Below are 24620 nucleotides of genomic sequence, written 5' to 3'. Positions count from 1 at the left end.
TCACTCCATCATCGGAATCTGAATCCCGTGTTTTTTCGCTGTCCGGATCGCCCGTTCATAACCGGCGTCCACATGGCGGACAATGCCCATGCCCGGATCGGTGGTCAGCACCCGTTCCAGCCGTTTGCCCGCTTCCGGTGTTCCGTCGGCCACGATCACCATGCCTGCATGGATTGAATAACCCATTCCGACGCCCCCGCCATGATGCAGGGAAACCCAACTGGCTCCGCCGACGGCATTGATCATGGCGTTGAGCAGTGGCCAATCGGCAACGGCATCGCTGCCGTCTTTCATCCCTTCCGTCTCCCGGTTGGGCGAAGCGACCGATCCGCAATCGAGGTGATCACGCCCGATCACGATCGGTGCTTTAATCTCCCCTGAAGCGACCATTTCATTAATAATGCGCCCGAATTTTGCCCGTTCTCCGTATCCGAGCCAGCAAATGCGGGACGGCAGCCCCTGAAACTGCACTTTTTCCTGCGCCATTTTGATCCAGCGCACCAGATGCTGATTGTCGGCAAATTCGCGCAGGATCACTTCATCCGTTTTATAAATGTCCTCGGGATCCCCCGACAGGGCAACCCAGCGGAAGGGCCCTTTGCCTTCACAGAACAGCGGACGGATGAAAGCCGGCACAAATCCGGGGAAGTTAAACGCTTCCTTCACCCCTTCCTCATAAGCCATTTGCCGGATATTATTACCGTAGTCGAAAGCGACAGCGCCGCGTTTTTGCATGTCCAGCATCGCCGTTACATGCTTGGCCATGCTCGCCTTGGCCGCCTTCACATACGCATCGGGATCGGTCTCTCGCAAGCGGTCCCCTTCTTCCAGAGTCATTCCTTCCGGGAGGTAGCCGTTTAACGGGTCATGCGCCGAAGTTTGATCCGTGACCAGATCAGGAATAAATCCGCGCCGGACCATCTCGGGAAGGATTTCAGCCGCATTGGCACACAATCCGATGGAGAGCGGACGCCCCTCGCGTTTTGCCGCTTGGGCCAATTGCAACGCTTCATCCAGCGAATCCGTTTTCATATCCAGATACCTGGTAGCCAAACGGCGCTCGATCCGTGCGGGGTCACATTCAACAGCGATGATCACTCCGCCGTTCATGGTCACCGCCAGCGGCTGAGCCCCGCCCATTCCGCCGAGTCCTGCCGTCACGGTGACGGTTCCCCGCAGCGAACCGCCAAAGTGTTGCCGGGCCGCTTCGGCAAATGTTTCATACGTTCCCTGTAAAATTCCTTGTGTTCCGATATAGATCCAGCTTCCCGCCGTCATCTGCCCGAACATGATCAACCCTTTTTGCTCCAGTTCGCGGAACGTCTCCCAGTTTGCCCAGGCCGGAACGAGATTGGAATTGGCCAACAGCATCCGCGGCGCATCCCGGTGCGTTCGGAACACCGCAACCGGTTTGCCGGATTGGACCAACAGCGTTTCATCATCTTCCAGTCTGGTCAGCGTATCCACAATCGCCGCAAATGCCTCCCAGTTGCGCGCCGCTTTGCCGATGCCGCCATAAACGACCAGATCCTGCGGCTTTTCGGCCACATCCGGATCAAGGTTGTTCATGAGCATTCGCAGTGCCGCTTCCTGAATCCATCCTTTGGCCGTCAGCTTCGTTCCCCGGGGTGCACGAATCACTTCCCGGCTCCAGTCACGCATAGCCCGTCCCCCTTCTGACATCGGTTTAGAACTTTCGGAACGATAAAGGCAAATGATATTTCACGACCGGCTAAATACCAAGGCGACAGATAAAAATAAAATTTTATAATTTAACAACTTCTTGTTTTTACATTAACATTGAATAAAAACAAGGAGCAAGCGACTGTATTAGTGATTTAGCGCAATGACGCAGACTCGAATGCAGGCCGGGTCATGCCTTTCTTTTCAGACCCCTTGTTTTTTGATATATTTCTTTGTGAACTCTGCTCGGAACCGTTGGAATTTCACTGGACGGAGATGAAATCATGAACATCAATCTCAGCCCCCGCGCCGCGGCCAAACTGCATCTGCTTCTTTATGAAGAAAAAAAATCCGGCGGCCATTCCCTGGCTGTTCGCATTATTCCGCTCACCACCGGTTGCAACAGCCTTTCGTTCGCCTTGGAAATAACCGAGGCTGACGCGCGCATGGAAACCGTTTCTGTCAACGGCGTCCCCTTTGTCTGGCGCGGCGATGAGCGGGAATGGCTGGACGGGGTCATCATCGACCTCAATCCGGAAAACGGGAAATTTTCCATCTTTCATCCACACCCGCCATCCATGCCGGAATGCCCTTTTGAATGAAGGTAAACAGAAGATCAATTTCTCCGCAAAAGGAAAGAGAAACCATGCAGTTTAAAAAGTGGATCTTATTCGCGACCGCCTTGATGGCGCTCCTGATCCTCCTCCCCGTAGCCGTATTCTGGAATTGCGTCTCGCGCTATGATGATGTCCAACCCGGAACGGGCCATTATCAGCTCGGTATTGTACTGGGTGCCGCACTGTGGGATGGCAAGCCAAGCCCCGCTTTAAAGGAGCGCTGCCAAACGGCCATCATGCTGTACCAACAAGGAAAAGTGGATTATCTTCTCTTATCCGGAGGACCGGAAGAGGAAGGAATAACGGAAGCGGAAAGCATGAAACAATTCCTGGTTGCCCACGGGGTTCCGGGCAACCGGATCATTCTTGAAAAGCGATCGACCAACACCAAGGAAAACATGCAATACTCCGCCGCCATTCTGAAGCAGAAACCCTTTGCATCCATCACGGTCATCACACACGATTACCATATGTACCGCGCTTTGCAGTATGCCAAATGGTTCGGGATCAAGGCCGATCCTTCTCCCGTTCACTCGAAGGTTCTGTTCGTTCCCTATCACAAAGCGCGTGAATGCTTGGCGCTGGTCAAGCAACAATTGTTAAAAAAATAGCCGGATAATGCTGCCGGGGCGCAGGAAGTCACATTCCTCAAACACCCGGCCTTTCGGAGCATTGCTGCGATCATACTGGGTTTTTCGGCCTTTTTTCGTTACAATAATAAGGAATGTCATACAAAGAGAGGATGGAAACGGTGAATTTGGAAAAGGCAACCGAGGCCAATCTGGAATATCTCATCAATGAGATCAAAGCGAAGCTCAAGTTGGTCAATGCCGCTCTGATCAACCCAAACGATTTCAATCTCGGTCAATATGAGGAAATCCGTGAGATCTATGAGTTGATTGAAAAAAAGCAGGGAAAGCTGACCATGATGGAGATCGAAGGCATCCTGGAAGAACTGCGCGATCTGCGGCAAAAATAAGAGAAGGCAGCGGGCATAAAGCAGCGTCCCACTTCTTGCCCGCTGTCTTCTTGACAATCCATGACTTGTCTGCACAGCCACTTTCACCGCAAAAGTATGTACCCCGCTCCGCTAGGCAAAGTGTGCCGCCAGTTCTTTGGGGAGCGGAACGGATTTGCGCGCTTTCAGGTCGATGGTACAACATGTCACTTCCGCATCAGCCACCAGCTGGTTCTGCTCGTTATAGATTTCGTGCTTCAATACAAAACTGGTGCGCCCCTTGCGAATCGGCTCCGTAGAGATCGTCAGTTTCTGCCCCAGTTTCGCTTCTTTCCGATAGTTGATATTGATATTGACGGTAACGGTCCCCACTCCCATTTCCGTAAACACGTCAAAAGGCAATCCCGTACAGTTATACCAATCCTCACGGCTCCATTCCATGTATTCCAGATATTTTGCATTATTGACGTGCCCCATCACATCGATTTCCGTTGGCCGCACTTCAATCTGAATTGAGGTTTTCATCTTCTCCCTCCCCAGTTCACACATCGCTTTAATAAATATTTTTCCACCGGTCGGCAAAACACTCTTCTTTCAGCGTATCGATCATGTCTATCATTTCATTCCAGTATTGTTCATCTTTATAACAATGAAACTTCCTGGCAATGTACGCCTGATTCCATACAAAGGCACGGAAGGTCAGCGGATTTAACGGCAGCCCTTCCACCCCGTACTCTTCAATAAAACACTTAAAAAGCACCGGCTTGATCTGTTCAAACAATTCAGCCATAATTTCTGTTTTCTCTGTTGCAGATGTTGAATTCAAATAAATTTTAAACCGGGCTTTCGCCCAGGCGTGCAACACCCGCCGCGTTAAAAAATTGTTTTTATATTTCATCCACGCTTCTTCATCTTCGATCGTAACCGTCGGTTGATCTCCCAGAATTTCGCCCACAATCCGAAAAACGGCATGAAGCTGCCCGTTTGTCATATCACCCGGTTTTTCATGCTTAAGACTGACATTCATCTTTTTCAACGCCGGAATGATATCGCCCATTTTCATCAACCCATGCCTCCTTAAACACGCTGTCATCCCTGTGACAAACGCATTCTCCCCCATTCTCCTCATCACGATGATCGGTTGCAGCCACTTATAAAAGAGGGATTTAATCATTTCCATGTAACCCCTTAAAATTCCTTCAATTTAACGAAATTTAAAATAATAATTTTTGTTAAAATTTGCATGCTCCTGATAAAAACTCTTTCGTCTTCTTGCAATAAAAAAGCACTGCGGTCATCATGCAAACTACACGACTATTATATTATGAATCGGAGGCAAATCAGACAGCAGAAAGATTATTTTTAAATTTCTGTCATATTTCCACAAAACAACCCCCCCTTAATGCTCAAAAAGCGTTTTAAGGGGGGTTGCAAGAAATTATTTATTTACCATATGAATCGCATGTCCAAGAATGCCTTCCGCTGCTTCCATAATCGTTTCCGGCAAGGTCGGATGCGCGTGGATGGTGAGGGCCAGATCTTCGGCATTTGCTCCCATTTCCACGGCAAATACTGCTTCGCCGAGCAACGAGGAAACTTCCGGACCAACCATTTGTACACCCAGTACTTGTTTGGTTTCGGAATCAGCAACGATTTGTACAAAACCTTCGGCATGATTCATGGACAACGCGCGTCCGTTGGCTTGGAAGGCAAACCGGCTGACAACCGGGTTATAACCTTGTTCTTTCGCTTGCGCTTCGGTCAAGCCGGTATAGGCGATTTCAGGATCACTGAAGATAACAAACGGCATGGCCTGATAATCGATGACGCTGTTGAGCCCGGCAATCGCTTCGGCGGCAATTTTGCCTTCGTAGCTCGCTTTGTGGGCCAGCAGCGCACCGCCTGCGCAGTCACCGATGGCATAGATGTGTTCCACATTGGTGCGGCATTGGTTATCGATTTTGATAAATCCGCGCTCATCCAGTTCGACACCCGCATATTCCAGACCGAGCTCATCGGTGTTGGGTTTGCGGCCAACGGCAACAAGGCAATAGTCAGCGGTAAACGTTTGTTCTTCCCCGTTCACCTGCGCACGAACGACAACTTCATCGCCCGTGTTTTCGCCGCCTTGCACCATCGCTTCGGTAATGACGTTCACACCGGTTTTTTTCAATTTGCGGCTGACAACTTTGGTCAGCATCGGGTCGGTTCCCGGAAGGAGAGATTTGGTTCCTTCGAGAATGGTTACTTCCGCACCCAGTTTGGCATAAGCCGTCCCCAGTTCCAATCCGATATAACCGCCGCCGACCACGATCAGACGCTTCGGCACTTCTTGCAGATTGAGTGCTTCCGTCGAGGAGAGAATCCGTTTGCCGTCAAACGGCAGGATTTTCAGCTCAGCCGGACGGGAACCGGTCGCGATGATCACATCGTTGAATTTATAGGTTTGGCTGGAATCGTCGGTTACGACACGAACGGAATTGGGACCGCTGAAAAATGCTTCACCGCTTAAAATCTCCACTTTGTTTCCTTTGAGGAGCGATTTTACGCCGCCGGTCAGCTTTTTCACCACTCCGTTTTTCCATTCCATCAGTTTGGGCATATTGACGGTCACATCGCCGGAAACTTCGATCCCTATTTCGCCCGCTTCCTTGATCCCGGTATACCGTTCAGAAGCCGAGATGATCGCTTTGGAGGGAATACATCCGCGATTGAGACAAACGCCCCCGAGATTTCCTTTATCCACGATTGCAACGGAACGTCCCAATTGGGCGGCGCGAATGGCGGCCACATATCCGCCGGGGCCCGCGCCGATGACGAGAACATCTACTTCTTGAGCAAGATCTCCCACTACCATGTTATCACATCTCCATCATTAACAATTTCGGGCTTTCCAAGACTTGTTTCAAACGTCCGATAAACCGTGCAGCAACATCCCCGTCGATCAGGCGATGGTCAAAGCTCAAAGATACATGCAGGATGGAACGAACGGCAATTTCGCCATTGTGAACAACCGGTTTCTCTTTGATTGCCCCGATACCGAGAATCGCAACTTCAGGATAATTGATGATCGGTGTGAAGAATTCACCGCCAAAACCGCCGAGGCTGGAAATGGTGAAGGTGCTGCCTTTCAGTTCACTCGGATCCAGCTTCATTTCGCGGCCGCGTGCAGCCTTGTCGGCAATTTCTTTGGCCAGATCAAACATCGATTTGCGGTCGGCATCGCGAATGACAGGAACCATAAGGCCATTGTCCGTTGCCGTGGCCAAGCCGATATGATAGTAATGTTTGATCACAATCTCCTGTTTTTCATCGTCAATGGATGCATTCAGAGTCGGGAACTCACGCAGGGCGGCCACGACCGCTTTGATGAAGAACGGTAGATAAGTAAGTTTGATGTTGCGCTCTTGAGCAACGGATTTGCCCCATTTGCGCAATTCGATCAGTTCGGTTACATCGAATTCGTCCATCAGGGTAACATGCGGAGCCGTATGTTTGCTCTCGACCATGCGCGTGGCAATCGTGCGGCGAATGCCTTTGAGCGGAATCCGTTCCTCGTTTCCGGTCGTTTCGATCGGTGTTTTTTGTGCAGGTGCTGCCGCGGGCACTTCCGGAGCCGGTGCTTCCGTTTTTTGCTCTGTAGCCGGTTGAACCGCGCCTCCCTCGGCAAAGCGTTTGACGTCTTCGGCCAAAATCCGCCCGTTTTTGCCGGAACCTGTCACTTGTGTAATGTCAACACCCAGTTCACGCGCCAGTTTGCGAACGGACGGCATGGCGCTCACATTGCCGCGTTTGGCGGCAGGCGCTTCCGCTTGTGCTTCCTGTTTCGCTTCTGCCGGTTTTTCCTCTTTCGTTTCAACCGATTCTGCCGCTTGTTCCCCGGCAGCCTCTTCTTCTGCTACACCTTCGGCATCAATGACGGCGATGGTGGAATGAACCAAGGCGATCTCGCCTTCTTTTACTTTAATCTCTTTCACAACCCCTGTCACCGGGGAGGGAATTTCCACTACCGCCTTATCGGTTTGAACTTCGGCAAAAATATCGAATTCTTGAATCCGATCGCCTTCTTTGACATGCAACTTCACGATTTCGCCTTCGTGGATCCCTTCACCCACATCCGGCAACTTAAACTGATATGCTGCCACGATAGTTCCTCCTGTTCTAACTTCAGATCATCGGGCAAAAGGAGGCGGTGACCAAACCGGAAGTCACCGCGGATAGACTGTGTCCGCCCGAACTACACAGCCGTCATGGGAAGACAAATCATTAAAAATCAAGAACTTCGTAGATGCCTTTCACAACGCGGGAAGCATCCGGAATCCACTCTTCCTCAATCAGCGGGAAGGCGAGGACCGTATCCGGCGGAGCAACGCGTTTGACCGGTGCATCCAGTTTCAAAATGGCATTTTCATTAATTTGCGCAATCACTTCGGCAGCAATACCGGTACTGCGCGGAGCTTCCTGCACAACGATCGCGCGGCCGGTTTTTTCAACCGAGTTGATAATGGTTTCGGTATCGAGCGGGCTGAGCGTCCGCAGGTCGATTACTTCCACTTTGGCTCCTCTTTCTTTTTCCGCAATTTCAGCGGCTTTCAAAGAGGTGTGAACCATGGCGCCGTAGGTGATGATGGTCACATCGGAACCTTCGCGAACCACGTTTGCTTTCCCGATCGGAACAGTGTATTCTCCTTCCGGCACTTCATCCTTGAGAGAGAAATACAATTTCAGATGTTCGAGGAAGAAAACGGGATCGTTGTCACGAATGGCCGAAATCAGCAATCCTTTGGCATCATATGGATTGGACGGGCAAACGACTTTCAATCCCGGTGTTTGCGTGAGATAACCTTCCAAGCTGTCCCCGTGAAGTTCCGGTGGTTTCACCCCGGCACCAAACGGAGCGCGGAATACGATTGGTGCTTGGTAACGGCCGCCGGAACGGTAACGCATCCGCGGAGCTTGGACACAGATGGAATCCATCGCTTCAAAAATAAAACCGATGAATTGGATTTCCGCAACAGGACGGAATCCCTGGGTAGCCAAACCGATGGCCAAACCGCCGATTCCAGACTCAGCCAAAGGAGTGTCAAACACACGGTCTTCCCCGAACTCTTTGGCCAAGCCGTCGGTAACGCGGAACACACCCCCGTTAACCCCTACGTCTTCACCGAATACGAGCACGTTCGGATCCCGTTTTAATTCCACGCGCAGGGCATCGTTGATTGCTTTTACCATTGTCATCTTTGGCATGGTTTATTTGCCCTCCTTCGTATACTCTGCTTTCTGTTTTTCCAGATGCGGAGGCGTGATTTCGTACATGCTGTCGATCAGGCCGGCAATGGTCATTTTCTCAAATTTATCCGCTTTCTTCGCCGCATCCGCCACTGCTTGTTTTGCTTCTTCAATCGCACTTTCTTCATCTTGTTCCGTCCACAGGCCTTTTGCTTCAAGGAAGCGGCGGAAACGTACCAACGGTTCCCGTTCATCGTACTCAGAAGGTTCATCTTTGGAACGGTAACGGGTCGGGTCATCCCCGGACATCGAGTGAGGTCCAAGACGGTAGTTGAGTGCCTCGATCAAGGTCGGGCCTTCTCCGTTGCGCGCGCGTTGAGCGGCATCGGCCACCGCTTTGTACACAGCCAATACGTCAAAGCCATCCACTTGGATGCTGCGGATTCCTGCGGCGACACCTTTTTGGGCAACGGTTTCCGCCGCCGTCTGTTTGGAGAACGGTGTGGAAATGGCATAACGGTTATTTTGCACGACAAAAATGGCAGGCAATTTGTAAACGCCGGCAAAGTTCATCGCTTCGTAGAAATCACCTTGCGAGCTTCCGCCGTCACCGGTAAAGGTAATGACCACCTGTTTCTTGCCACGGCGTTTCAGCCCCATTGCCACACCGGAGGTTTGCACGTATTGCGCCCCGATGATGATTTGCGGCATCAGGACATGAACATCTTCCGGGATTTCTCCTCCGTGCTGATGGCCACGCGACCACAGAAACGCCTGATACATCGGATAACCATGCCAGTAGAGCTGCGGAATGTCACGGTAACCCGGCAGGATGTAGTCATCTTTGTTCAGCGCAAACTCACTGCCGATCATGGTTGCTTCCTGTCCGGAAACCGGAGCATAGAAGCCCAGCCGTCCTTGCCGCGCCAATCCTACGGCACGTTGATCCCATACACGGGTAAAGACCATTCTTCTCATCAATTCCCGAAGCTGTTCATCACTCAGCCTCGGCATTTGATCCTTGTTGATTACTTTCCCTTCTACCGACAGGATGGAAAACGGCTCGATCCGCTCAAGGCGAACCTCTGCGTTTCCATACCCCTTTTCACGCTGTTTGGTTTTGGCCATGGTTTTACTCACCTCAATCAGTATAAGTATCAGCGGTCGTGAAAGCGTTTCACTGTTATAACTAATTATGAGTTCTGTTTTAAAACAGTGTTACAAATCATTTCAAATCTGTTGATTTTATTAACACTTTCCCCAATGAAACAAATGGCCTTTCTTCAATAATACAACTCCACGAAAATTTGTCAATGAACCTTCCGGTTATTTCGCTGGCCTACCATCGCTCTCCTCCCCGTGAAACCCGGTGAAAATGCGCGGTGTGGACAAATTTCGCCACTCAAAATTTACGTTCTGCCAATGGTTGGCTGTCTTTCTTTGAACCAGGCTGTTGATTCTCTTTTATATTACCCCCGAATCAAAATCCCCTTTATGAAAAATTGAAAATAAAAATTCTCATTAAATACGGAATTAACGGTCTATTATATCCCCCCGGCCACAGCTTTTATGAAAATATTTTTTACTTAACACAAATCGTTCAACTGGAACGAACTAATAAAATATTTATATCAATAGCAATATACCCTTTATATTGAAAATAACTCAGCATTTAGAGTACAATGATTTAAAGCGAAAATGGCAGCAGTAAAATTAAAAGAGGTGACCCGGATGTACAGCTGTTTTGTTGCGGATCCTCCCAGCAGCTAATCTCCTTTCATCAATCTCATTGATGCAGACTCAGGTCCCAACACCTGAGTTTATTTCTTTTACAAGACCATAAAAAGAAGGAGACGACCAAATCGTCCCCCTATATATCCAATCAATCTATCGCGGCAGCGACAGCTTTTCCTCGCTCTCCTCGTTCCGGGTCAGATGCGGAGAAACGAAAATGCGCGAAATGCGCAACTGATCCATCTCCTCCACTGTAAACATCCATCCGTCATAGGGCACTTGGTCCCCCACTTCCGGGACTTTGCCCAATGCGGAAAAGAGCCATCCTCCGATGGTGTCATTATCGGGATCTTCTATATTGATATCAAAATACTCATTCACATCTTCGATCAGCAGGCGCGAATCAATGGAAGTATTCTCCCCTCGCTTCTGGAACTGCGGTTTTTCATTATCAAATTCGTCCTGGATTTCCCCGAAAATCTCCTCGATGATATCCTCTGTTGTCACCAGGCCCGCCGTTCCTCCGTACTCATCGACGACGATGGCCATCCCTCCCCGGTTCTTTTGCAGGTTGACCAAAATATCCTTCAATTCCATCGTTTCCGGAACAACCGTCACCGGGCGAGCCAGCTCTTTCAGGTTCGGTGTTTTCCCTTCAGATAATTTATTGTAAACATCCCGTATGTGAATAATCCCTTGTATATCATCCTTGTCACGCCCGCACAGCGGAAAGCGGGTATGATAGCTGTTCTTAATAATATTAAAGTTCTCCTCAAACGTATTATCCTGAAACAAACACTCCATCTTTACCCGCGGAACCATCACTTCACGGGCGACCCGTTCCGTAAAATCGAAGACATTATCAAACAATGTCAACTCTGTTTGGTCGATCACACCGCTTTTGTGGCTCTGTGCGATCAACATGCGAATCTCCTCTTCCGTATGTGCCTGCTGCGTTTCGTTGAATTCGATGCCAAACGCTTTTAATGCCAGGTTGGCACTGTAATTCAGAATGAAAATAAACGGTTTGAACAAGCGGTAAAATAAATGAAGCGGGACTGCGGTCCACAGGGTAATCGATTCCGCTTGGCGAATCGCGATCGACTTCGGCGCCATTTCCCCAAGCACAATATGCATAAAGGTAATAATGGAAAAACCCATCGCAATCGCAATTGTATGAATAAGCCAATCCGGGGCGCCCACATACGCCAACACCGGCGAAATCAGTTTGGCGACGGCCGGTTCTCCGATCCACCCGAGCCCCAGGGAAGCAAGCGTAATCCCCAGTTGGGTAGCCGACAGATAGGCATCGAGATTGGCCAGAACCCGTTGCGCCACTCTCCCCCTCCGATTCTCAATCTGTGCGATCCTGGTTGATCTCACTTTGACGATCGCAAATTCAGCCGCCACAAAAAAACCGTTTAATAAGACGAGCAGGACAACGAAAAACAAACGTATCAGACTACTGGCAACATCATCCAATTTTTGCCTTCCTCCCAGACAAATGAAAAATGAAAATGGAGCAGATGAAAATCTACCTTTCTATCTATTATATAGAAACACGCTGATAAGAAAAATATTAACTTCGGCAGAAAGATTCATTCCTGCCTTCTGCCTCTGGGCCGGGCTGGTTGATTTCCTCTGTTCAAAAACAGAGCAAACAAAAAAGGACCCGTCTGAATGGGATTCAGTTCATTCGAAGAAAGAAATCGCCGCCCCAATCGGCGAACGACACAGGGCGGTAATTTTCCTCTTGATGTTAAGATATGATGGCAACGTAAATAAATACATAAATACATCTCACAATTCACAATCACAACCGAAGGTGAGATTTAATCTTATCCATTGTCATTTGGAACAAGGATGTCAGGCTTTGAGAGTGGAAACATCCCCGCCTGAAGTTCTCTCATCCCCCAAACTGAAGTCACAGGTCTCTTTCTCGTGAAGTGATAAAACACCGCCGCCCGCCGGATCGCTCGTTTCCGGAAGTCGGCGGTGTGAATTTTTTCTGTGAAGTCAATGCAGCCGGGATCAGGAACCCGCGGACCCAGCCTTGAGTGTTTTCAGGTGGTGTATCTGCGTTCCAATATGGTTTACGCTTTGGCAAGCGCCCACTTTTCGATGGCATAGGCGACTCCGTGTTCCGAGTTGGACTTGGTTACGTATTTGCAGACGCGTTTCACTTCATCATCGGCATTGCCCATGGCCACGCTGTAACCGGCAATCTTCATCATCGACAAATCATTGCGGTTATCTCCGATCACCATCACCTGTTCAAGCGGAATCCCCAGCTTTTCGGCATAGAGAGCCACTGCCTTTCCTTTTTGCGCCTCGGGATGGTTCACCTCGATATTATTTTCGGCAGAGGCGGTCACAATGACGCCGCTTAGTTCTTCCGCCTTTTTCCGGGCTTGCTCCAGCTTATCCGGTTCCATGGAAAAAGCGAGGATTTTATAGATTGACGCATCGGGGTTTTGCAGAGCATCTTCAACATGTACCCCAGACACACAATAATGTTTCAAGCGGTCAATGGTCGCTGATTTCAAAACATCCGGGTCAACCTCAGGGTTTGCGCTCTTCACCCGATCCAGTTCCACTTTTAAAAGATCAAAGCCTCGACGGCTGGCATATAATCCCTGATCCGTATAAGCCTGATGGTAAATGCCGATCTCTTCAAACCTTTGATGCAGCATTTCCGCCTGTTCCCGACCCAGCGGAATCGATTGAATCCTCTCTCCGTCCCGGGTTTGGATACAGGCACCGTTTAAGAAGATCAAGGGACATTTCAATCCCGCTTCCTCGACCACTTCCATGGCCGAGCGGTAGGGACGGCCCGTCGCAATCATCACCTGCACGCCGTGTTCCTCAGCCAAACGAAGGGCCCGTTTATTTTCCTCACTGACTTTTCCTTCCTCATTTAAAAGGGTTCCGTCCAAATCACTGACAACCAGTTTAACCACGCTCTTCACTCCCTCGATGTTAGTGAGTCACCCGAATCTATATTGTAACTCAATTTCCAAAAACGATCATGAACTTGATGAAGAAGCATGCCAGCCGCAAATCATGTATAATAGGAACAGATTCAGAAGAATAAAGGATGATCGTCATGCACGAAGAGATGCCAACAACCGCTCCTCGTCTGTGGGGAGATAAACGTTACCATACATGGAACCATCATCTGCGCAGCCTGTTCGGGCAAAAAGTGTTCAAGGTGGCTCTGGATGGCGGCTTCACTTGTCCCAACCGCGACGGAAAAGTGGCCATCGGCGGCTGCACCTTCTGCAGCGCCCGCGGTTCCGGTGATTTTGCCGGCAACCGGCGCGATGATTTATTAAAACAGTTTCAAGAAGTGAAAGACCGAATGCACACCAAATGGCCGGACGCCAAATATATCGGCTATTTTCAAGCATTCAGCAACACGTATGCCCCGGTGGAAGTCTTAAAAGAAATGTACGAGCCGATCCTGGAGCAGGAAGGAGTGGTCGGTCTGGCCATTGCCACCCGCCCCGACTGCCTCCCGGATGATGTCGTGAAATATCTGGCTGAACTGAATCAACGCACTTATCTTTGGGTCGAACTGGGTCTGCAAACCATCCACGAATCCACCTCAAAGCTCATCAATCGCGGTCATGATTTTGCCTGCTTCGTCGAAGGTGTGGAAAAACTCCGGCGCCACGGCATTTATACATGCGCCCACATCATCCACGGTTTGCCGGGGGAAACAGAAGAGATGATGATGCAGACGGTGGAAGCCTGTGCCCATATGGATATTCAGGGCATTAAAATCCATTTGCTCCATCTGTTGAAGAACACGCCGATGGTGAAGCAATACGAAGCAGGGCTGGTGCAATTCCTGGAAAAAGACCAGTACGTTCGCCTTGTTGTCGATTCGCTGGAGATCCTTCCTCCCGACGTGATTATTCACCGTGTGACCGGTGACGGACCACCTGACCTTCTCATCGGTCCGATGTGGAGCACAAAAAAATGGGAAGTACTCAACGCGATCGACGATGAGTTGAAACGCCGCAATACCTGGCAAGGGAAAAAAGCACAGCCGCGGCGGGGCATTCAGCTTCCGGGCAACATCAGGGAGTGATCCGTCATGATCCTCCCTTCCATTTTGCAAAGCGCCCGCCACTACATAAAACAAGCCTTGCCTCCCGGCGGTTTCGCGATTGACGGAACGGTCGGCAACGGGTATGATACCCTTTTTCTGGCTGAAACAACCGGGCCGTCCGGAGCCGTATTCGGCTTTGACATTCAGCAAGCCGCCCTGCAACAAGCAAGGTGCCGTCTGGAAAAAGCGGGACAGCTGGAACAGGTTCGTTTGTTTCATGCCAGCCATCATCGGATGGGAGAGGAACTTCCCCCCCGATTGAAAGGAAAGATTCATGCCGCCATGTTTAATCTCGGCTACTTGCCACACGGGGATTCATCCGTCATCACCCGGAAAGAAACAACCATTCCCGCCTTGCAAACGGCACTGGATTGGCTCAAATCCGGCGGCATTCTCACCTGTGCACTGTATACCGGACATCCCGGCGGCCAGGAGGAAGCGGACCACGTCATCCGTTTTGCCACAGGCTTATGTCCGAAATCCTATCAAGTGCTGTGGCAACAGCTGATCAATCGGAAGCAAGCCCCTTCGCTGGTCATAATCGAAAAGAGGTAAACCCGATAAATGAAGCAAATCAGTTCGGTCCCTCCCATTCCAGGCCCGTGAAAGCATGTTGCAGGCCAGGTCATGGTGCCTCCCTGAACATCACTGCGTTCCGAACGGTCAGTCAGCAGAGGGGCACCTCTTCCCCTTTTGCGATTGCCTGAACTTCCATCCGGGGTTGTGCGGCGCTTCCGATGTAAAGTTCAGATTCTCCCGGCAAGGATGCAGGCATAAAAAAACATCTTCCCCTCTGGAAGATGTTGCTCTCTTAATTTCTATCGGTTTCTTCTTTGCTTCGCCGCAAGTGCGCTCAAGCGTTCTTCGCTGCTCTTCATCCATTTTTTCATCATATCTTCGAAATCAGCAGGGCTTTTCCGTCCACCGCGACGATCGCCGCCTCTGCGTTCCCGCTGACGGTCATCCTGGAGCGCCTTTATCGACAAGGAAATCTTTCCTGACGGATCAATCGAAAGCACTTTTGCTTTGACTACCGCACCGACCTGCAATTCGTCTTCAACTTTTTCTACATACTTTGTCGAGATCTGAGAGATGTGAACCAAACCGGTTTCACCCGACTCAAGCTTGACGAACGCACCAAATGGTTTGGTAGAGATCACCTCTCCCTGTACGACGGCCCCTTCCTTTAACTCGCTCATTATAACACTCCCGAAGTGGAATTCATTCTGTACAAAGGTACCATTTATTTTTGTAAAAGTCAATGGGTATTAATACCTAGAAACAATTTCCTTAAGCTTTATGACAATCTCCACATATTACTTCCATCTTATTCCCAAACCAATTAAATATAAACGTTTTTTCAAGCATCGCCCGACTCGGCATTTGGTTCATCACGATTCGGAATCAGCGGCAATTAAAAATAACATATTCACCCTCTGTATACCATTATGTTATACTATTTATTGATTCGGTATATCATAAATCGCGATTCCAACATAAAATTGCAAAAATAAAAAAGGTGGATGTTACGTATGAGTATGGTAATTCCCGCAAACAGCGGCTCAACCTTTAAGCTTGGCGCCAAAGTGCACTATCAGCTGACTGTCGCCGAACTGGTCGAGCAAGCACTCAAGCGAAATGAAGCGGTTCTCACAGCGAACGGTGCCTTACGGGCCACGACTGGCTCTTTTACCGGACGTTCCCCCAAGGATAAATATATCGCAGCGGACGAATCAATCAAGGAACAGATTGACTGGGGACCGGTCAACCAGCCGATGGAACCGGAAACATTTGCACTTCTTTTCAAACACATGCAAGATTACTTAATGGAAAAAGATGTTTTTGTTTTCGACGGATTTGCCGGAGCAGATCCAACCTACCGCCTTCCGGTACGCGTGATCAACGAATACGACTGGCATAATCTGTTTGTTCATCAATTGTTTGTCAGACCGACAAAAGAAGAGCTGCAACAGCATAACCCGGAATTTACCGTCATCTGCGCCCCCGGTTTTAAAGCAGACCCGGCCGTCTTTGGAACCCGCTCGGAAACAGTCATCGCAATCAGCTTTGCCCGTCGCATGGTGCTGATCGCCGGGACGGAATATGCAGGGGAAATGAAAAAGTCGATTTTCAGCGTTATGAACTATTTGCTGCCGGAATACGGGGTAATGCCGATGCACTGCTCCGCCAACATGGGAAAAGACGGAGATGTCGCTCTCTTCTTCGGGCTTTCCGGCACCGGCAAAACCACCTTGTCCGCTGACCCGGAGCGTTTTTTGATCGGAGACGACGAACACGGCTGGTCAGACCAGGGCGTATTTAACATCGAAGGCGGCTGCTACGCCAAGTGCATCGGTTTAAATCCCGAGAAAGAGCCGCAGATCTGGAATGCCGTAAGTTTTGGCACAGTGCTGGAAAATGTGGTGCTGACAGCAGACCGATCCCCGGATTACAAGGATGACACACTTACGGAAAACACGCGTGCTGCCTATCCGGTTGATTATATCCCGGGAGCGGTAAAAGAGGGGCGCGGCGGGCATCCCAGCGTGATTCTGTTTTTAACCGCCGATGCTTTTGGCGTTCTGCCCCCGATCTCCAAACTGACACCGGAGCAAGCCATGTACCATTTTCTGTCCGGCTACACCAGCAAACTGGCGGGAACCGAGCGTGGCGTGACAGAACCCGAAGCCACTTTCTCCACTTGCTTCGGAGCTCCCTTCCTGCCTCGCCCGGCAGAAATGTATGCTGAGATGCTGGGCAAAAAAGTGGCCGAGCATCAGGTGGAAGTATATCTCGTCAATACCGGCTGGACGGGAGGACCTTACAGAATCGGCCGCCGGATGGATCTCCGTTTTACCCGCGCGATGGTTCATGCCGCAATCAAAGGGCAGCTTCGCGATGTGGAATATATCGAAGACCCGATCTTCGGCCTTTCAATTCCCGTCTCTTGTCCCGGCGTGCCTGCCGAAATCCTGAACCCGCGCAATACCTGGGCCGCCCCAGCGGAATATGATCAAAAAGCGCGAGAACTGGCCAAGCGCTTCCATCAGCATTTCGCATCCTTTAGAAATGTGAGCGATTCCATCCGCCAATCCGGTCCCAGATTCGCCGACTGAACCGGAACAGCCAACAGATCAAAAACGGTCTGTTGGCTTTTTTTCGTAAAGGGGCATCACGTCCCCTCATCCTCGGCATTCCATTCACATAGACTTAATCATTTTTTAATGGAACAATGTTTAACTTGCAATAAAACTATAATATTGATATGATCTCAACAGTAAAATATAGGGTTTTATTGCTATAGGAAGGGAAGCGACTTATGACAAGACCCGTAGTAATTGGAGTGGCCGGAGGAACCGGTTCGGGAAAAACGACCGTAGCCAAAAAACTGGTTCAGCAGTTTGCTGAATCGGTGGTTTACCTGGAGCAGGATTCCTACTATAAAGATCAATCCCACCTCACCCTGGAAGAGAGAAAAAAAACGAATTACGACCATCCGCTCGCCTTTGACAATGATCTTTTGTACTCCCACATCCAGCAGCTTTTAAATTACTGTCCCATTGAAAAACCGATTTACGATTACAAGCTCCACACCCGGGCCAAGGAAACCGTCGTTCTCAATCCCAGGGATGTCATCATTCTCGAAGGGATTCTCATCCTCGATGACGAACGTTTGCGCAGCCTGATGGATATTAAGGTGTTCGTGGACACCGATGCTGATGTGCGGATTTTGCGGCGGATCGAGCGGGATATCCAGGAGCGTGGGCGAACATTTGAATCGGTGATGGAACAATACTTAAATGTTGTGCGCCCGATGCACCTGCAATTTGTCGAACCGAGCAAGCGCTACGCCGATCTCATCATCCCTGAGGGCGGTCACAACCAAGTGGCGATCAATCTGTTAATCAATCAGATCCGGACCTTTCTCCGAATTGCCGATACGATCTGAAAGCCTTCCAATCCCGACTTGGAGGGCTTTTTCTGTAAAGTGCGTCACAAGCCGGGGCATCATGCCCGCCTTTCCTTCCTCATTTCAAGATTTCATCCCGGGTTATGCCGAAAAGACCTGATTGCTTAGCGGCGCAAATTGTAACAATGTCAGGAATACGTTAAAATATCCTTTGATTTCACTGATATCATCACCTGTTGATCAATCCAATGCGAACATAAACGGAGAATCCCGTTGACCGCGAGCGAGTCGGGGGATGGGATTCGGAGCTGATCAATCGCAAAACCGGGAGGAGAAACCGTTGAAAACGTTAGAAACCCAATCACTTCAAGCCGCCCGCAAGGAAATTTTGACTCACGCTTTGCTGTCGCATCTCCATACAGAGGGAAATGTGCGAATCTTTATGAAGCACCATATTTTTGTGGTATGGGTTTATATGTCTTTGCTTAAAAAATTGCAACAGTCATTCACTTGTGTCTCCCTGCCCTGGCTGCCGCGGACAAATGCTTCATTTGCCCGCTTTCTCAATGAATTGGCCGTCTGGGAAGAAACCGACAAAGACGGAAAGGGCAACTATGCCAGCCATTTTGAAATTTATTTTCAAGCCATGGAGGAAATGAAAGCAGACACGAATCCGATTGAGACATACCTGCAAATGTTGCAGGCTGGCTACCATCCGGTCGAGTCGCTGTTTCAGAGCGAAATCCCGCCTTCTGCTGCTGATTTCACCAAGCAGTGTCTTGAACTTGCCGGCAATGGTCAGTTGCATGAAGTCGCCTCTGCCTTCTGCTACGGATACGAATATTTGGTGCCGGAACTGTATGCCCGTCTGGCCAAAAGCTTTTCCAAAATCTCCGTTTCAGAGCGGCTCATCTACTTTCTCAATCGCCATACCCAGATTAGCTCCAACAAACGGGCCCCGATCGCGGAGAATTTGCTGCTCACCCTGTGCGGGGAAGATCCGGTCAAGATCGGGCAGGCCGAAAAAGTGGCGCACGCCACACTGGCGGCCTGGCGCGGAGTGTTGGATGGAATCCTGGCCGAAATCAAGCGCCAATGAAAAAGAACCCGGGGCCAATCCGGGTTCCATTTTTGTCTATCTGCTTTCCTCTTTTTGCTCTTCCAGTTTTTTCAATTGCGTTGTAAGCGCTTTCAAACGTTTTTTCAGTTCTTCTCCCCACTCTTTATCATTCAAAATCTTGGAAACTCGGAGCAGATCGAGCGAATGATCAATTTGTTCACGCAAAATCGGTTCAAAATCGGCATCTTCTTGAAAACTGATTCCGTACTCTTTCCATTCCTCGATCATTTCGGGGGTAATCGTTTCACGGAGGGTTACCTCTCTGACGCGATCTTCCTTCGCATAATCTACCACCAGCTCAAACTCTTCCTTTACGGCAGGATGAACTTGCACATCATGGCATACCGGGCAATAGAGCAATGGCACCTGATGCACCATGACGGACTGCTGCCGGTAAGACCCGATAAAACCAATCGTTGAAGCTCCACAGCAGTAACTCATGGGCGTTCCCTCCTGTTCCCACTCATGATCGGGATCATCCATTCTCCAGATCCGATCAAGAATCGATGGATGTGTATATATTTTACCACAAATCAGTAAGTTCAAAACAACCTATACCAAAGAAAATAGACTGCCATTTCCTTCCCGTGCGCCGACAAACTCACGATTGCCTCTTCCGTGCAAACCAGCAACCATATGAAACGATGTAATCTCCTTCAAAAATTCTTCACTCATCCTTGCAATCTGCCAAACCGAGTGCGATGGTGGCAATCCGTCCACAGAAAAACAAAAACGCCCCTTCTGAAGGACCGACAGCCGGCCAAAGCCTGGCAACAGTTCCCACAGGGGCGAAAAGTCTGTCAGCCAACTTATTCGCTGACCACTTTTTCGTAACCTTCAGCGTCAAGAAGGTTTTCGAGTTCGGAAGAATCTGCCATTTCCACAACAATCATCCAGCCGTCTTCGTAAGGAGAATCGTTTACGTTTTCCGGAGACCCTTCCAAAGCAGCATTTACCTCCAACACTTTTCCGCTGACCGGCGCATACAATTCCGAGACGGTCTTAACCGATTCAACACTGCCAAAGGGCTCCCCGGCTTTCAGCTCGGCACCTGCTTCCGGCAATTCGACAAAGACGATGTCTCCCAATTCCGATTGCGCAAAGTCGGTAATCCCGATCCGCACTTTGTTTCCTTCCAGGCGCTGTACCCACTCATGTTCTTCTGAATAACGCAGCTCTTTTGGCAAATTCATGTCGGACCCTCCGCTTACTCAAGTTCTCCCAATACGCGTTCCAACGGACGTTTCAACATCGACAGGGCTTTTTCGCCCGCAGAGCGGTGTCTGAGCAATCCGTTGGCATCAAACAGATAAAAAGCAGGAACAAATTCGTTTTCAAAAGCATCCACGACGCTGTGGCTGTTGTCGATCCCTTGCGGATGCTTCAGTTCGTATTTTACTATGGTTTCTTTGACTGCGTCCACATCTGTATCTTTTTCCGAACGCGGCATGTGAATCCCGACAAACTTGATTTGCGGATACTCTTCACGCATCTTGTTCACTTCCGGCAAGCTCTTCTTGCACATGTGGCAGCTGATGGACCAGAAGTGAACGATCACCGGTTGTCCTTTCAGATCTTCATTGGTCACTTCGCCGTTGACCCATTCCGTAATCCCTTTGATTTCGGGCATTTCCGTACGCAAACGCAACGCCATTCTCTTCAGCCTCCCCTTTTATGGAAATAGAGGACCTAACGCACTAGTTAGGCCCTCGGAATCGATGTGAAGATTAAAGGGTTTTATCCCCCGGTTTCCAGTTGGCAGGGCACAGTCCACCCATTTGCAATGCTTGCAATACGCGCAGGGTTTCATCAACGCTGCGTCCGATATCGTTGTCATGCACGACTTGATAACGAACAATGCCTTCCGGGTCGATGATGAACAACCCGCGCAACGCAACTCCTTCCTCTTCGATCAAAACGCCGTAGTCGCGGCTTACTTTATGGGTGGTGTCCGCAGCCAACGGATAATTGATTTTACCGAGACCATTGGCATCGCGCGGAGTGTTGATCCAAGCGCGGTGAGAATATTTGCTGTCGGTGCTTACACCGAGAATTTCCGCATCAAGATCGGCAAACTCTTCGTAGCGATCGGAAAGAGCAGTGATTTCCGTCGGGCATACGAAAGTGAAGTCAAGCGGATAGAAGAACAGAACGAGCCATTTTCCTTTATAGTCGGAGAGGCGCACCTTTTCGTCAAGCGTTTCAAGATTTTTGGTGCTCTCCAATTCAAAATCGGGAGCTGGCAATCCTACAAGACGATGTGCCACGAGAATAACCTCCTCAGATTAAGTATACTTTTGATCCAAACTTACCTTTCCCAATTTGGATTAGCATTAAACAGCGGGTAAGGCCTGTTTGGTACAAATTAAAAATAACACGCCCCCAGATTAAAGTCAATACTAATTTATATTAATTATAAATTGAGATCTTTTGTCATTTACTACGCCAAAGTCTTTCCCTAAATCCGCGTATGAGGAAGCATCCCATCTGCGCAGATCACTTCGGCCAGTGCCGGTTGGTCAATCGCGATCATTTCTTTTAGCAGCGGCAAGTCTTGCTCCTTCTGAATGCGATATCCGCTAAACCCGAACGATTCGGCCAGACGCACGAAATCCGGATTGTCCAAATCAGCTCCAAGCGTGTGCAAACCGGCGCTTTTCATGCGGTTTTTCTCCATCGCGTAACATCCGTTATTCAGCAAAACCAGCTTGATCGGGAGACGGCGGGCAGCTGCCGTGGCCAACTCAGCCATCGTCACCGGAAAACCCCCGTCACCGACGATGGCAATCACCTGACGCCCGGGATGATTGAGAGCAGCGGCAATTGCTGCCGGCAGGGCAAATCCGAGCGTCCTCCACTTCCCGGAGATCAGAATTTCCTGTTGCTTTAAGGGAAAGGTTCGTTCAAACCAAAGAGTATGGTCTCCGACATCAAGGACAATGACTGCCCGCGGATCAACAAGCGTGCCCAAAGCAGACATCAGCCTGGCAGGGGTAAGCATGCCGGCCGAAGGCGAGGTTTCCTCCTCGATCCGTTTCTGCCAGCTCTGTTTGCGCTTTTGAATCAGTTCCATCCACTCCGCCTGATCCTTCTGCGGCATCTCCTGCAAACAAACCTCCACCACATACGACACATCGCCAACCACCGAGGTGACACAGGGACGCGTTCGCCCGATATTCTCCGGGATCCGGTCCACCTGGATCACCGGAATCTTTTGCGGCACAAACGCTTGCGGCCACCAGGTTGCTCCCAGGATCACACATAAATCCGCCATCTGCAGGAGATCCGTTGCCGACTGGCTGCCCGCCTGTCCCAATCCGCCGGCAAACAGAGGGTGATCATTTGGTATGAGCGACTTCGCCGGCATCGTCGCAATAATCGCCGCCTGAACCGTTTCTGCGAGGCGAATCACCTTTTCTTCTGCTCCGGCAATCCCCCGCCCCACCAAAAATACAGGCCGCGTCGACTGCCCCAGCCGGGAGAGCAATTCTGCCATCACCTCAGGTTGCGGCTGGAGCGGCGGCATAAGCGGCGGATTCGGGTAAAAGATTTCATCCGTCGCTTCCCGCCACATCTCTTTGGGAATCGACAAATGGGCAACACCGCCCCGGTTTACCGCCGCTTTGAAGGCCAGATTCAACTGTGTGGAAAATCCTTTCCCGTCAGCGACCAGTGCGGAAAAGAGGGCGATGGGCTCGATTAACCGCTGCTGGTCGATTTCCTGTTTACTGCCCGTTCCCAACTTGCTTCGCTCCACCTGACCGGTGATGGCCAGTACCGGAACACCGTCAGCCGCGGCATCCGCCAATCCATTCAAAAGCGAAACGATCCCCGGACCGCTTGTCGCCAGAACAACGCCAGGCCTTCCTGTCAATTTCGCTTCTGCCGAGGCCATCAGCGCAGCTCCCATTTCCGTACGACATGCGATATAGTTCACCCCGGACTGTTTCGCCAGTTCGCCAAGCAAATCAAGATTGGCATCCCCGATCACACCGTAAATTCGCTGACATCCCCAAATATCCAGCTGTTTGAGCAAATGCCCGGCGACATGAATCCCCATTTCACACCTCCCTTTCTATTGTGCCTATTTCCGTTTTATCTTACACAACCGATCACGAAAAACATCTGCTTCGCTTGATCATGCTCCGGAATTTTCAACGCTGCCATCGCATTAAACAGGCAACGGGATCACTTTCACTCCTAAAAAATACAAAGCCCCACTATAACAGGAGGCTTCGTTTTTCCGGTATGAGTCTTGGACTCTTGTCGCCTTGACGGAATTTAATACCGTACCGTATTTAATCAATCAACACACCGGTTTCTATAAATTATCCGCAACATTGCAATGTGTAATAATATAAAAACCAGACCGCGTGATTCTGTTCGTCTGCTGCGGCGCGCTGAAACGCTCTTTTTATATTCCGGTTTCTTGTCCGGTCAGCCAGATCCAGGTAAAAGTCAACCGTTTTCTGTTCATCCTTGATTGCAAACTTTAATCCTTCTTTAAAGTTATCGGGGCATTTTTCCGTGATCTTCGGTTCCGGTTGTTTACCCGTAAGCTGAAAATAAATATTGGAAAAGGCACGATAATGTTTGATTTCATCTTCTCTTATTTCTGAAATACGCTCTTTTTCCTCTTGAGTATCCGCCAATTCTGCCAGTTGGGCATAGCAGGCAATCGCACTGTATTCTCCGTTGATCGCGTGGGCGATATCCTGAACCAGATGCGTATCCAGTGCTTGCGATATTTGCAGATAGGGAATATTATACACAATTCGTTCCTCCTCGCAGTAAGTAACGACAATGCTATGGAAAGTGTATGTACGCCACTTGTACCTCGTGCACAAAAAAACCCCGACCGAATGACGGTCGAGGATGTTACCTCTTTCTAACCCCACGTTTCTTTATACAGGTCTTCTTTAAACCCAACCGTCACCTTGTTGCCGTCTGTCACGATCGGGCGCTTGATGAGCATGCCGTCGGAAGCGAGCAAATCCAGCATTTCTTCCTCACTCATCTCTTTCAGCTTTTGCGACAATCCGAGGGCGCGATATTTTTGCCCGCTGGTGTTGAAAAACTTTTTGATCGGCAAACTGCTCTTTTTGATCAGTTTTTCCAGTTCCTCACGCGAAGGCGGCTCCTCGGCGATATTTTTATCGGTAAACGAAATGCCGTGTTCCTCCAGGTATTTCTTGGCCTTCCGGCATGTTCCGCACTTCGGGTATTGGTACATGATCAGGGACATCGGTCAT

Annotated in this window: 25 protein-coding genes; 8 read left to right on the top strand and 17 right to left on the bottom strand. The window is 49.8% G+C overall.

Translation table 11 applies throughout. From position 1 onward, the window contains the following. Positions 1–1662: a urocanate hydratase gene (hutU, locus tag JG50_RS0105665; RefSeq protein WP_033100123.1), complete on the bottom strand. Its 1662-nt coding sequence runs from the start codon at positions 1660–1662 to the stop codon at positions 1–3. 305 nt (positions 1663–1967) lie between these two features. Between hutU and JG50_RS0105660 the strand changes: the two genes are divergently transcribed. From JG50_RS0105660 to JG50_RS0105650, 3 genes are all read left to right on the top strand, one after another. Next, positions 1968–2285, top strand: a complete 318-nt coding sequence (locus JG50_RS0105660; protein ID WP_052154035.1) for an iron-sulfur cluster biosynthesis family protein — start codon at positions 1968–1970, stop codon at positions 2283–2285. 44 nt (positions 2286–2329) lie between these two features. Beyond that, positions 2330–2911, top strand: a complete 582-nt coding sequence (locus JG50_RS0105655; protein WP_052154034.1) for a YdcF family protein — start codon at positions 2330–2332, stop codon at positions 2909–2911. Positions 2912–3051: 140 nt separating this feature from the next. Beyond that, positions 3052–3279, top strand: a complete 228-nt coding sequence (locus JG50_RS0105650) for a DUF1128 domain-containing protein (RefSeq protein WP_160173818.1) — start codon at positions 3052–3054, stop codon at positions 3277–3279. Between the two features lie 111 nt (positions 3280–3390). Here JG50_RS0105650 and JG50_RS0105645 read toward each other — a convergent pair whose 3' ends face one another. The 8 genes from JG50_RS0105645 to JG50_RS0105610 all read right to left on the bottom strand — a co-directional run bounded on the left by JG50_RS0105645 (position 3391) and on the right by JG50_RS0105610 (position 13181). Next, positions 3391–3783 (bottom strand): acyl-CoA thioesterase, encoded by a 393-nt coding sequence (locus JG50_RS0105645; protein WP_033100120.1) that lies wholly within the window; start codon positions 3781–3783, stop codon positions 3391–3393. A 28-nt stretch (positions 3784–3811) separates the two neighbouring features. Then, the gene (locus tag JG50_RS0105640) at positions 3812–4321 is read right to left on the bottom strand and encodes a hypothetical protein (protein ID WP_033100119.1); all 510 of its coding nucleotides are present in this window, start codon (positions 4319–4321) and stop codon (positions 3812–3814) included. A 375-nt stretch (positions 4322–4696) separates the two neighbouring features. Further along, complete coding sequence (gene lpdA / locus JG50_RS0105635; protein ID WP_033100118.1) at positions 4697–6115, bottom strand: dihydrolipoyl dehydrogenase; 1419 nt, start codon at positions 6113–6115, stop codon at positions 4697–4699. A 4-nt stretch (positions 6116–6119) separates the two neighbouring features. Next, the gene (locus JG50_RS0105630) at positions 6120–7403 is read right to left on the bottom strand and encodes a dihydrolipoamide acetyltransferase family protein (RefSeq protein ID WP_033100117.1); all 1284 of its coding nucleotides are present in this window, start codon (positions 7401–7403) and stop codon (positions 6120–6122) included. 121 nt (positions 7404–7524) lie between these two features. Further along, positions 7525–8505 carry an alpha-ketoacid dehydrogenase subunit beta gene (locus JG50_RS0105625; RefSeq protein ID WP_033100116.1) on the bottom strand — a complete coding sequence of 327 codons (981 nt, stop codon included), beginning with the start codon at positions 8503–8505 and terminating at the stop codon, positions 7525–7527. 3 nt (positions 8506–8508) lie between these two features. After that, positions 8509–9615, bottom strand: coding sequence for a pyruvate dehydrogenase (acetyl-transferring) E1 component subunit alpha (gene pdhA, locus JG50_RS0105620; RefSeq protein WP_052154033.1), 1107 nt, complete (start codon positions 9613–9615; stop codon positions 8509–8511). A 759-nt stretch (positions 9616–10374) separates the two neighbouring features. Continuing rightward, positions 10375–11703 carry a hemolysin family protein gene (locus JG50_RS0105615; protein ID WP_232330913.1) on the bottom strand — a complete coding sequence of 443 codons (1329 nt, stop codon included), beginning with the start codon at positions 11701–11703 and terminating at the stop codon, positions 10375–10377. Positions 11704–12314: 611 nt separating this feature from the next. Further along, entirely contained in the window at positions 12315–13181 is an 867-nt protein-coding gene (locus JG50_RS0105610) for a Cof-type HAD-IIB family hydrolase (RefSeq protein ID WP_033100115.1), read from the bottom strand. A gap of 146 nt (positions 13182–13327) precedes the next feature. Here JG50_RS0105610 and JG50_RS0105605 point away from each other — a divergent pair, with 146 nt between their 5' ends. Together JG50_RS0105605 and JG50_RS0105600 are read left to right on the top strand one after the other, a co-directional pair. After that, complete coding sequence (locus JG50_RS0105605) at positions 13328–14317, top strand: TIGR01212 family radical SAM protein (protein WP_052154031.1); 990 nt, start codon at positions 13328–13330, stop codon at positions 14315–14317. Between the two features lie 6 nt (positions 14318–14323). Beyond that, positions 14324–14893, top strand: coding sequence for a class I SAM-dependent methyltransferase (locus JG50_RS0105600; RefSeq protein WP_033100114.1), 570 nt, complete (start codon positions 14324–14326; stop codon positions 14891–14893). Between the two features lie 263 nt (positions 14894–15156). Here JG50_RS0105600 and JG50_RS0105595 read toward each other — a convergent pair whose 3' ends face one another. Next, on the bottom strand, positions 15157–15537 hold the full coding sequence (locus JG50_RS0105595) for a S1 RNA-binding domain-containing protein (protein ID WP_033100113.1): 381 nt from the start codon (positions 15535–15537) through the stop codon (positions 15157–15159). Between the two features lie 333 nt (positions 15538–15870). Here JG50_RS0105595 and pckA point away from each other — a divergent pair, with 333 nt between their 5' ends. From pckA to JG50_RS0105580, 3 genes are all read left to right on the top strand, one after another. Continuing rightward, positions 15871–17454 carry a phosphoenolpyruvate carboxykinase (ATP) gene (pckA, locus tag JG50_RS0105590; RefSeq protein ID WP_052154030.1) on the top strand — a complete coding sequence of 528 codons (1584 nt, stop codon included), beginning with the start codon at positions 15871–15873 and terminating at the stop codon, positions 17452–17454. Positions 17455–17657: 203 nt separating this feature from the next. Next, complete coding sequence (udk, locus tag JG50_RS0105585; protein WP_033100112.1) at positions 17658–18287, top strand: uridine kinase; 630 nt, start codon at positions 17658–17660, stop codon at positions 18285–18287. A 301-nt stretch (positions 18288–18588) separates the two neighbouring features. Beyond that, complete coding sequence (locus JG50_RS0105580) at positions 18589–19347, top strand: DUF3050 domain-containing protein (RefSeq protein WP_160173817.1); 759 nt, start codon at positions 18589–18591, stop codon at positions 19345–19347. A gap of 36 nt (positions 19348–19383) precedes the next feature. On the opposite strand, the gene JG50_RS0105575 is transcribed toward JG50_RS0105580, so the two are convergent. From JG50_RS0105575 to JG50_RS0105545, 7 genes are all read right to left on the bottom strand, one after another. Continuing rightward, a complete protein-coding gene (locus tag JG50_RS0105575) occupies positions 19384–19809 on the bottom strand; it encodes a hypothetical protein (protein ID WP_033100111.1) in 426 nt (141 codons plus the stop codon). Between the two features lie 368 nt (positions 19810–20177). Next, complete coding sequence (gcvH, locus tag JG50_RS0105570; RefSeq protein ID WP_033100110.1) at positions 20178–20561, bottom strand: glycine cleavage system protein GcvH; 384 nt, start codon at positions 20559–20561, stop codon at positions 20178–20180. Between the two features lie 14 nt (positions 20562–20575). Then, positions 20576–21016: a TlpA family protein disulfide reductase gene (locus tag JG50_RS0105565; RefSeq protein ID WP_033100176.1), complete on the bottom strand. Its 441-nt coding sequence runs from the start codon at positions 21014–21016 to the stop codon at positions 20576–20578. A 79-nt stretch (positions 21017–21095) separates the two neighbouring features. Next, complete coding sequence (locus tag JG50_RS0105560; RefSeq protein ID WP_033100109.1) at positions 21096–21635, bottom strand: peroxiredoxin; 540 nt, start codon at positions 21633–21635, stop codon at positions 21096–21098. Between the two features lie 191 nt (positions 21636–21826). Then, the gene (locus JG50_RS0105555) at positions 21827–23428 is read right to left on the bottom strand and encodes a thiamine pyrophosphate-binding protein (protein ID WP_052154028.1); all 1602 of its coding nucleotides are present in this window, start codon (positions 23426–23428) and stop codon (positions 21827–21829) included. Between the two features lie 268 nt (positions 23429–23696). Beyond that, positions 23697–24140 carry a ferritin family protein gene (locus JG50_RS0105550; RefSeq protein WP_235281618.1) on the bottom strand — a complete coding sequence of 148 codons (444 nt, stop codon included), beginning with the start codon at positions 24138–24140 and terminating at the stop codon, positions 23697–23699. Positions 24141–24256: 116 nt separating this feature from the next. Further along, positions 24257–24613, bottom strand: coding sequence for an arsenate reductase family protein (locus JG50_RS0105545; protein ID WP_033100108.1), 357 nt, complete (start codon positions 24611–24613; stop codon positions 24257–24259). Positions 24614–24620: the final 7 nt, after the last annotated feature.

The sequence above is a fragment of the Thermoactinomyces daqus genome, assembly GCF_000763315.1.
Taxonomy (GTDB): domain Bacteria; phylum Bacillota; class Bacilli; order Thermoactinomycetales; family Thermoactinomycetaceae; genus Thermoactinomyces_A; species Thermoactinomyces_A daqus.
This window is presented reverse-complemented; position numbering and strand designations above follow the sequence as displayed.

Bases quoted from the DNA above. Each gene is read 5' to 3' on its own strand.
- hutU (WP_033100123.1), bottom strand. From the start codon at position 1,662: ATGCGTGACTGGAGCCGGGAAGTGATTCGTGCACCCCGGGGAACGAAG.
- JG50_RS0105660 (WP_052154035.1), top strand. From the start codon at position 1,968: ATGAACATCAATCTCAGCCCCCGCGCCGCGGCCAAACTGCATCTGCTT.
- JG50_RS0105655 (WP_052154034.1), top strand. From the start codon at position 2,330: ATGCAGTTTAAAAAGTGGATCTTATTCGCGACCGCCTTGATGGCGCTC.
- JG50_RS0105645 (WP_033100120.1), bottom strand. From the start codon at position 3,783: ATGAAAACCTCAATTCAGATTGAAGTGCGGCCAACGGAAATCGATGTG.
- JG50_RS0105640 (WP_033100119.1), bottom strand. From the start codon at position 4,321: ATGAAAATGGGCGATATCATTCCGGCGTTGAAAAAGATGAATGTCAGT.
- lpdA (WP_033100118.1), bottom strand. From the start codon at position 6,115: ATGGTAGTGGGAGATCTTGCTCAAGAAGTAGATGTTCTCGTCATCGGC.
- JG50_RS0105625 (WP_033100116.1), bottom strand. From the start codon at position 8,505: ATGCCAAAGATGACAATGGTAAAAGCAATCAACGATGCCCTGCGCGTG.
- pdhA (WP_052154033.1), bottom strand. From the start codon at position 9,615: ATGGCCAAAACCAAACAGCGTGAAAAGGGGTATGGAAACGCAGAGGTT.
- JG50_RS0105605 (WP_052154031.1), top strand. From the start codon at position 13,328: ATGCACGAAGAGATGCCAACAACCGCTCCTCGTCTGTGGGGAGATAAA.
- JG50_RS0105600 (WP_033100114.1), top strand. From the start codon at position 14,324: ATGATCCTCCCTTCCATTTTGCAAAGCGCCCGCCACTACATAAAACAA.
- JG50_RS0105595 (WP_033100113.1), bottom strand. From the start codon at position 15,537: ATGAGCGAGTTAAAGGAAGGGGCCGTCGTACAGGGAGAGGTGATCTCT.
- pckA (WP_052154030.1), top strand. From the start codon at position 15,871: ATGAGTATGGTAATTCCCGCAAACAGCGGCTCAACCTTTAAGCTTGGC.
- udk (WP_033100112.1), top strand. From the start codon at position 17,658: ATGACAAGACCCGTAGTAATTGGAGTGGCCGGAGGAACCGGTTCGGGA.
- JG50_RS0105575 (WP_033100111.1), bottom strand. From the start codon at position 19,809: ATGAGTTACTGCTGTGGAGCTTCAACGATTGGTTTTATCGGGTCTTAC.
- gcvH (WP_033100110.1), bottom strand. From the start codon at position 20,561: ATGAATTTGCCAAAAGAGCTGCGTTATTCAGAAGAACATGAGTGGGTA.
- JG50_RS0105555 (WP_052154028.1), bottom strand. From the start codon at position 23,428: ATGGGGATTCATGTCGCCGGGCATTTGCTCAAACAGCTGGATATTTGG.
- JG50_RS0105545 (WP_033100108.1), bottom strand. From the start codon at position 24,613: ATGTCCCTGATCATGTACCAATACCCGAAGTGCGGAACATGCCGGAAG.